Source organism: Kocuria rhizosphaericola (genome assembly GCF_044462205.1).
GTDB classification, from domain to species: domain Bacteria; phylum Actinomycetota; class Actinomycetes; order Actinomycetales; family Micrococcaceae; genus Kocuria; species Kocuria rhizosphaericola.
The window spans coordinates 1-7,486 of record NZ_JBISWK010000168.1 but is presented as its reverse complement, the minus strand read 5'-3'; the positions used below and the strand labels follow the sequence as shown (position 1 = coordinate 7,486).

General features: G+C 72.2%; 9 protein-coding genes. 5 read left to right on the top strand and 4 right to left on the bottom strand.

The window, feature by feature from the left end; genetic code table 11:
• Positions 1-12: 12 nt before the first annotated feature.
• The 3 genes from ACH9D2_RS17230 to ACH9D2_RS17220 all read right to left on the bottom strand — a co-directional run bounded on the left by ACH9D2_RS17230 (position 13) and on the right by ACH9D2_RS17220 (position 1,781).
• Complete coding sequence (locus ACH9D2_RS17230; protein WP_075872508.1) at positions 13-180, bottom strand: DUF3117 domain-containing protein; 168 nt, start codon at positions 178-180, stop codon at positions 13-15.
• Between the two features lie 111 nt (positions 181-291).
• On the bottom strand, positions 292-1,476 hold the full coding sequence (locus tag ACH9D2_RS17225) for a hypothetical protein (RefSeq protein WP_396364048.1): 1,185 nt from the start codon (positions 1,474-1,476) through the stop codon (positions 292-294).
• Positions 1,473-1,781: a DivIVA domain-containing protein gene (locus tag ACH9D2_RS17220; RefSeq protein ID WP_396364046.1), complete on the bottom strand. Its 309-nt coding sequence runs from the start codon at positions 1,779-1,781 to the stop codon at positions 1,473-1,475. Before ACH9D2_RS17220 ends, ACH9D2_RS17225 begins: the two co-directional genes overlap by 4 nt.
• A gap of 218 nt (positions 1,782-1,999) precedes the next feature.
• Here ACH9D2_RS17220 and ACH9D2_RS17215 point away from each other — a divergent pair, with 218 nt between their 5' ends.
• From ACH9D2_RS17215 to ACH9D2_RS17200, 4 genes are all read left to right on the top strand, one after another.
• The gene (locus ACH9D2_RS17215; RefSeq protein ID WP_396364049.1) at positions 2,000-2,719 is read left to right on the top strand and encodes an amino acid ABC transporter ATP-binding protein; all 720 of its coding nucleotides are present in this window, start codon (positions 2,000-2,002) and stop codon (positions 2,717-2,719) included.
• Positions 2,720-2,772: 53 nt separating this feature from the next.
• Positions 2,773-3,627 carry a glutamate ABC transporter substrate-binding protein gene (locus ACH9D2_RS17210; RefSeq protein ID WP_396364045.1) on the top strand — a complete coding sequence of 285 codons (855 nt, stop codon included), beginning with the start codon at positions 2,773-2,775 and terminating at the stop codon, positions 3,625-3,627.
• A gap of 134 nt (positions 3,628-3,761) precedes the next feature.
• Positions 3,762-4,448, top strand: coding sequence for an amino acid ABC transporter permease (locus ACH9D2_RS17205; RefSeq protein WP_396364044.1), 687 nt, complete (start codon positions 3,762-3,764; stop codon positions 4,446-4,448).
• Positions 4,448-5,320: an amino acid ABC transporter permease gene (locus ACH9D2_RS17200; RefSeq protein ID WP_396364043.1), complete on the top strand. Its 873-nt coding sequence runs from the start codon at positions 4,448-4,450 to the stop codon at positions 5,318-5,320. Before ACH9D2_RS17205 ends, ACH9D2_RS17200 begins: the two co-directional genes overlap by 1 nt.
• Before the next feature lie 6 nt (positions 5,321-5,326).
• Here ACH9D2_RS17200 and dapE read toward each other — a convergent pair whose 3' ends face one another.
• A complete protein-coding gene (gene dapE, locus ACH9D2_RS17195; RefSeq protein ID WP_396364042.1) occupies positions 5,327-6,436 on the bottom strand; it encodes a succinyl-diaminopimelate desuccinylase in 1,110 nt (369 codons plus the stop codon).
• Positions 6,437-6,487: 51 nt separating this feature from the next.
• On the opposite strand from dapE, the gene dapD reads away from it, so the two are divergent.
• Complete coding sequence (gene dapD, locus ACH9D2_RS17190; protein ID WP_396364041.1) at positions 6,488-7,453, top strand: 2,3,4,5-tetrahydropyridine-2,6-dicarboxylate N-succinyltransferase; 966 nt, start codon at positions 6,488-6,490, stop codon at positions 7,451-7,453.
• Positions 7,454-7,486 lie beyond the last annotated feature (33 nt).

Sequence of the window (7,486 nt, the reverse complement as noted above, 5' to 3'; positions counted from 1 at the left end):
CCACGCCTGGGGTCACTCCGTGACGCCGGCCAGGCACTCCTTGAGCTCCGCGGCCTCGCCCGGCTTCAGCTCGACCACCAGCCGACCGCCGCCCTCGAGCGGCACCCGCATGATGAGGCTGCGCCCCTCCTTGGTGACCTCCATCGGTCCGTCACCGGTTCTCGGCTTCATGGCCGCCATGTGGGAACTCCTCTTTCTCGATTGGTGTGGCTCCCATCCTATCCGAGCCACCGGCGTGGATCCGGACCGCCCCGGCGCCCGGGGGGCCGCGTCGGCGCGGCCGGCACAGGGTCAGGGCGGGTAGTCCCCGCCCCCGGGCAGCTGCTTCCAGTGCCACAGCCAGCCGACCCAGACGAGCTGGAGCACCGCGCCGGAGACCACGCAGGCCACCCGGTAGGCGCGCGAGTCCGAGACCGCGGCCAGCGGCAGGGCGAGCGGGAACAGCGGCAGCAGCAGCCGGAAGGTGCTGCTCTGGGGATGGAGGAACAGGAGCAGGTAGACGGCGTAGCTCGCCAGCCACACGCGCGTGAGCAGGTCCAGACGGTCGCGCACCACGCGGGCGCGCAGCAGCACCGTCCCGCCGGCGACCAGCAGCACGGGCGCCGCGAGCCCGAGCACGGGCCCGAACAGCCCGGCGGCCGCGTCGAACCACGGCACGACCGGATGCAGCCCGCCGCCCCGCCACGCCGTCTCGGTGTCGGTGTACGCGGTCGACTCGCCCGTGACGGCCCAGGCGATGCCCGGCCAGGCGAGAGCGGCGCCGCACGAGAAGACCGCGAGGGCGAAGAGCCCGTCGACGGCGTCGACGGCGCGGCGCAGCTCCCCGGCCCGGTGCCGGCGCACGGAGCGCACGAGCCACGTGATCCCGAGGGCCGCGGCGAACGGGACCCCCGCGGGGCGCGTCAGGCACATGACGAGCACGACGGGGGCGGCCGCGAGGTGCCGCCCCCGCGCCACCAGCAGCAGCGCGCCCGCGAGCAGCAGCAGGTGCAGCGACTCGGCGTAGGGAACCTGCAGCACCGGGGCCACCGGGTTGAACGCGAAGAACGCGAGACCCCACAGGGCGGTGGCCGGTGGGGCGAGCCGGAGGAACAGCCGGTGGACGAGCAGGACGGCGCCGAGGCTCGCCGCCAGGGACACGGCCGAGGCGGTCACGTCCCAGCCCGTGCCGGTCGCCGCGGAGACCGCGCGGACGACCAGCGGGAAGACCGGGTAGAAGGCCCAGGCGTTCTCCTGGACCTGCCCGCTCCCGTCCCGGGGCAGTGCCCCGGGATAGCCCTCCCGGGCGATGCGCTCGTACCAGTCCGAGTCCCAGGTGCCGGTGAACGCGAGATAGCCCAGGGCGCCGTCCCCCCACGGGCCGGGCCCCTGCTGCCGGCCCACCGTGGTGAACACGGCCCAGGCCCAGATCCGGGACGCCGCCCAGACCAGCAGGGCCTGCGCCCACCAGGGGGCCGCGGCCGGGCGACGGCTCACGCCTCCGGCACCGAACGGGACGCCGGGTCCTGCGGCGGCGGCAGCCGCTCCGCGAGGTGGGCGAGCACGGCGTGGACCTCCGCGGGGTCGTAACCGCGGCGCCGGACGGAGAACGCGATCCGTTCGACGTCCTCCGCGGTCGGGTGCTCGGGCAGCACGAGCGGCGCGGCGGGGGCGCGGCCGGTGTCGATCCCGTCCCGGGCCGGCGCGACCCGGTCGGAGAACCGGTCGTTGCCGAGCACGACGACGCCCGCCACCGTGAGCAGCAGCACGAGCCCGGTCAGCACCACGAGGAGTTCGGTCATGCCCCCAGGCTATGCGCCGGGCTGCGGGCCGGTGCGGACGGGCGTGCTGCCGTGGCCGCCGCAACATTTCTACGGTCGGGTACCCAATTCACGCGTTTGCCACGTGTCCGGCGTCACACGGGACGAATCCGGGGTATCTTTCCGGTATGTCACACGCCACTCCGCCGACAGCCGCACCGGCCTCCTCCGCCGCGGGGACGGGCGAGGCCCTGGTCCGCATGTCGCACGTCAACAAGCACTTCGGGGAGCTGCACGTGCTCCGGGACATCGACCTGGAGGTGAGGCGCGGCGAGGTGGTGGTCGTGATCGGGCCCTCGGGCTCGGGCAAGTCGACCCTGTGCCGGGCCATCAACCGGCTCGAGAGCATCGACGACGGTGAGATCCTCATCGACGGCAAGCAGCTGCCCGAGGAGGGCAAGGCCCTCGCGAAGCTGCGCGCCGACGTGGGCATGGTGTTCCAGTCCTTCAACCTCTTCGCCCACAAGTCGGTCCTGCAGAACGTGACGCTGGGCCCCGTCAAGGTCCGGGGCAAGTCGGCGGCCGAGGCGAAGAAGCTGGCCATGGAGCTGCTGACCCGCGTGGGCGTCGCCAACCAGGCCGAGAAGCTGCCCGCCCAGCTCTCCGGAGGCCAGCAGCAGCGCGTCGCCATCGCCCGTGCCCTGGCCATGGAGCCGAAGGTCATGCTCTTCGACGAGCCCACCTCCGCCCTCGACCCCGAGATGATCAACGAGGTCCTCGACACGATGGTCGCCCTCGCGAAGCAGGGCATGACGATGATCGTGGTCACCCACGAGATGGGCTTCGCCCGCAAGGCCGCCGACCGCGTCGTTTTCATGGCCGACGGCATGATCGTCGAGGAGAACACCCCCGAGGAGTTCTTCACGAACCCGCGCTCCGAGCGCGCCCAGGACTTCCTGGGCAAGATCCTCGGCCACTGACCGCCACCGTCCCTCCGACCCGACGCCACCACCTCCACAGCAAGGAGCACACCATGCGCAGCAGCAAGCCCCTCGGACTGGCCGCGATGGCCGCGACCGCGGCCCTGACCCTCTCCGCGTGCGGAGGTGGCGACGACGGCGGGTCCGGCACGGGCGGCGAGGGCGGCGGCTCGGGCGAGTCCGTCCGGATCGGCATCAAGTACGACCAGCCGGGGCTCGGCTTCCGCGACGGCAGCGAGTACACCGGCTTCGACGTCGACGTCGCCGAGTACGTCGCGGGCGAGCTCGGCTACTCCGAGGACCAGATCGAATGGGTCGAGTCCCCCTCCGCCAACCGCGAGAACATGCTCGCGAACGACCAGGTGGACATGATCTTCGCGACGTACTCGATCACCGACGAGCGCGACCAGACCGTGGACTTCGCGGGCCCCTACTTCGTGGCCGGCCAGGACCTGCTGGTCCGCGCCGACGACGACAGCATCCAGGGCCCCGCCGACCTCGACGGCAAGAACCTGTGCTCGGTCACGGGCTCGACCTCCGCGGTCAACGTGCAGGAGGAGGTGCCCGGCGTGAACCTCGTGGAGCAGGGCGGCTACGCCGAGTGCGTGACCTTCCTGGAGTCCGGCCAGGTGGACGCCGTGACCACGGACGACATCATCCTCGCGGGACTCGCCTCGACCGACGCCAACCAGGGCAAGTTCAAGGTGGTCGGCAACACCTTCTCGGAGGAGCGCTACGGCGTGGGCCTCCCGCAGGGCTCCGACCAGTGCGAGGCCGTCAACGAGGCCATCACCAAGATGATCGAGGAGGGGGCTTGGGAGGAGGCGGTCACCTCCAACACGGAGGGCGCCAACTACTCGTACAACGAGGAGCTCAACCCGCCGGAGCCCGAGCCCTGCGGCGAGTGACCAGGACCGTGTGACCCCGTGGCCGGCCGGGAGCCGGCCGGCCACGGGGCCCGCCCCGACAGCAGAGCGAACGATCGATCCACGACGAAGGGCCCTCGCGTGACCCAGCACCAGCCCCAGCTCCGGGAGCTCCCGTGTCCGACTACCTGACCGACTTCGCCAGCCTGTTCGACCAGTACGACGTCCTCGCCGCCTTCTGGGTCAACCTCCGGCTGACCTTCTTCGCCGCGCTCGGCTCGGCGGCCCTCGGCGCGCTCATCGCCCTGATGCGCATCTCGCCCATCGCGTCGCTGCGGCTGCTGGGCACGGGCTACGTGAACCTGTTCCGCAACACCCCGCTGACGATCATCCTCGTCTTCCTGGTCCTGGGCGTGTGGAGCCAGCTGGGAATCAGCCTCTCCTCGGACTTCAACCAGAACTTCTTCAACTGGGCGGTCCTCGGCCTGAGCCTCTACCACGCGGCGTTCGTCTGCGAGGCGATCCGCTCGGGGGTCAACACCGTCCCGGCCGGCCAGGCGGAGGCCGCCCGGGCCATCGGGCTGAGCTTCCTGCCCGCGGCGCGGCTCATCATCTTCCCGCAGGCGCTGCGCGGGGCGATCACCCCGCTGGGCAACACCCTGATCGCCCTGACCAAGAACACCACGGTGGCCGCCGCGGCGTCCGTGACCGAGATCTCCTCCCTCATGAAGACGATGATCGAGTTCCGCCCGGACGTGATCATCGCGATCTTCCTGGTGGTGGCCCTCGGCTTCGTCCTCATCGTCGTCCCGGTGGGTCTGCTCACCACCTGGGCCTCCCGGAAACTGGCGGTGAAGCGCTGATGGCAAAGACCCAGAACGTCCTCTTCGACGTCCAAGGACCCCGCGGCCGACGCGTCAGCGCGGTGCTCAACGTGGTGGGCGTGCTGCTCGCGGCCGCCCTCGCCTGGGTCGTGCTCGGCGAGCTCGCCGAGCAGGGCCAGCTCGACGCCTCGAAGTGGACGCCCCTGCTGACGGCGCGCACGTGGGAGAACTTCCTGCTCCCGGGCCTGTGGGACACCCTGCGGGCCGCGCTGCTGGCCGTGGTGCTCTCGATCGCCTTCGGTCTGATCTTCGGCCTGGGCCGGCTCTCCCATATCGCCCCGGTGCGGCTGGTCTCCACCGTGGTGGTCGAGTTCTTCCGGGCCGTGCCCGTGCTGGTGATGATGATCTTCTTCTACCTGGGGATCGGCCGGGCCGGTCTGGTGGAACCCGCGAACGTGCCGTTCTGGGCCGTGGTCCTGGGGCTGATGTTCTACAACGGTGCCGTGATCGCCGAGCTCATCCGCTCCGGCGTCCACCAGCTGCCCAAGGGGCAGCGGGAGGCCGGCCTCGTCATCGGCCTCACCCCGTCCCGGTCCCTGCGGATGATCGAGCTCCCGCAGGCCCTGACGGCGATGCTGCCCTCGATGGTGAGCCAGTTCGTGGTCATCCTCAAGGACACGGCCCTGGGCTACATCATCACCTACCCCGAGCTGCTCGCGAGCGGCAGGCGGCTGGGTGCCGGAGACGGCAACATCCTGCAGACCCTGTTCGTGGTGGCGCTGGTCTTCGTGCTCATCAACTACCTGCTGACCCTGCTGGCGGCGTGGCTCTCCCGGTTCCTCAGCTTCCGCACGGGAGGCGCGACCAAGGCGGCCGAGGGCCCCATGGCCGCCGAGGAGGTCAGGGTCTGAGGCCGGTCAGTCCGTGAGCCACCCGGCGAGGGCCCGGTAGCACTCCCGGACCGCGTCGGCGCTCACGTGCTCGTCGTCGGTGTGGGCCAGCAGCGCGTCGCCCGGGCCGAAGTTCACGGCGGGCACGCCCATCTGTGAGAAGCGGGCCACGTCGGTCCAGCCGTACTTGGGCTTGGGCTCCTGGCCCACGGCGGCCACGAAGGCGGCGGCCGCGGGGCGGTCCAGGCCGGGCCGGGCCGCCGGGGAGAGGTCCGTGATCTCGAGCTCGTAGCCGGCGAACACCTCCCGCACGTGCGCCAGGGCGTCGTCGGGACTCCTGTCCGGGGCGAAACGGTAGTTGATCTCCACGTGGGCGGTGTCCGGGACCACGTTGCCGGCCACGCCGCCGCCGATCCGGATCGCGTTGAGCCCCTCCCGGTACTCGAGCCCCTCCACCGCCACGGTCCGCGGCTCGTAGGCCGCCAGGCGGGCGAGGACGTCGGCCTGCTTGTGGATCGCGTTCTCCCCGATCCAGGACCGCCCCGAGTGGGCGGCACGGCCCGTGGTGGTGATGCGGAAGCGCATCGTGCCGTTGCACCCGCCCTCCACGGTCCCGTCGGTGGGCTCGAGCAGCACCGCGAAGTCCGCCTCGAGCAGCTCGGGGGCGTGGCGCTGGAGCCGGCCCAGCCCACTGGCGGCGGCCTCGACCTCCTCGTGGTCGTAGAACACGTAGCTGACGTCGCGGTTCGGCTCCGGCAGGGCCGCGGCCAGGGCGAGCTGGACGGCCACCCCGCCCTTCATGTCGGTCGCGCCGCGACCGTGGAGCACCCGGGCCCCGCCCGCCCCCGTCCACGTGGACGGCACGGTCCCGCGGGCACCCGGGGTGGTCGGCAGGGGCACGGTGTCGAGGTGGCCGGCGAGCACGACCCGCTCGGCGCGGCCCAGGTCGGTGCGGGCCACCACGGCGTCCCCGTCCCGGTGCACCGCAAGGTGCGGGAGCCGGCGCAGCGCGGCCTCCACCGCGTCGGCGAGGGGGCCCTCCGAGCCCGAGACGGAGGCGATGTCGATGAGGGCCGCCGTGAGGTCGGCGGGGTCCGCGGCAAGGTCCAGCTCCGGTGCGATCATGGCTGCCAGCATAACGGGGCGGCCGTCACCGCCGGTCGGCCCGGGGCCGGGGTCCCCCGTAGGATGGAGGCCATGACTGCTTCCACCTCTCGTCCCGCCTCCGGTCTCGGCCTGGCCACCGTCGTGGCCTCGGGCCCCAAGGAGGGCACCGTCCTCGACGTCTGGTACCCCGCCCCGTCCCTCTCCGACGCTGTCGACACGTCCCTCGACGCCGACCTGCGGCTCGCGGCCACCACCGACCCCGACCGCAACGTCCGCAGCGAGATCGTCGAGACCGTGATCGACCTCGACGCCGCGCCCGCGGACGCCGCGGACGCGTACCTGCGCCTGCACCTGCTCTCCCACCGCCTCGCGCGCCCCAACACCCTGAACCTCGACGGCGTGTTCGGCCTGCTCGCGAACGTCGCCTGGACGGACCGCGGGCCCGTGCTCGCCGAGGAGCTGACCCTCGGGCTGCTCCGGATGAAGGCCTCCGGCGGGCACGTGACCGTGCACAGCGTGGACAAGTTCCCGCGGATGGTCGACTACGTGGTCCCCACCGGCGTGCGGATCGGCGACGCCAACCGGATCCGGCTCGGCGCCCACCTCGCCGAGGGCACCACGGTGATGCACGAGGGCTTCGTCAACTTCAACGCCGGCACCCTCGGCCAGTCCATGGTCGAGGGCCGGATCAGCGCCGGAGTGGTCGTGGGCGACGCCACGGACCTCGGCGGCGGCGCCTCCATCATGGGCACCCTCTCCGGGGGCGGCAAGGAGCGGATCACCGTGGGCGAGCGCGTGCTGCTCGGTGCCAACTCCGGTGTCGGCATCTCCCTCGGCGACGACTGCGTGGTCGAGGCCGGCCTCTACGTCACCGCCGGCACCCGCGTGAGCGTGCACTCCGACGGCGAGCGGTCCACGGCCAAGGCCTCGGAGCTCTCCGGCGTGTCCAACCTGCTGTTCCGCCGCAACTCCCTCACCGGTGCGGTCGAGGTGCTGCCGCGGGCCGGCGGGACCGTGGAGCTCAACGCGGCGCTGCACGCCAACTGAGCGCCGCGGGCCCCGTCCCGCCACCGGACGCCG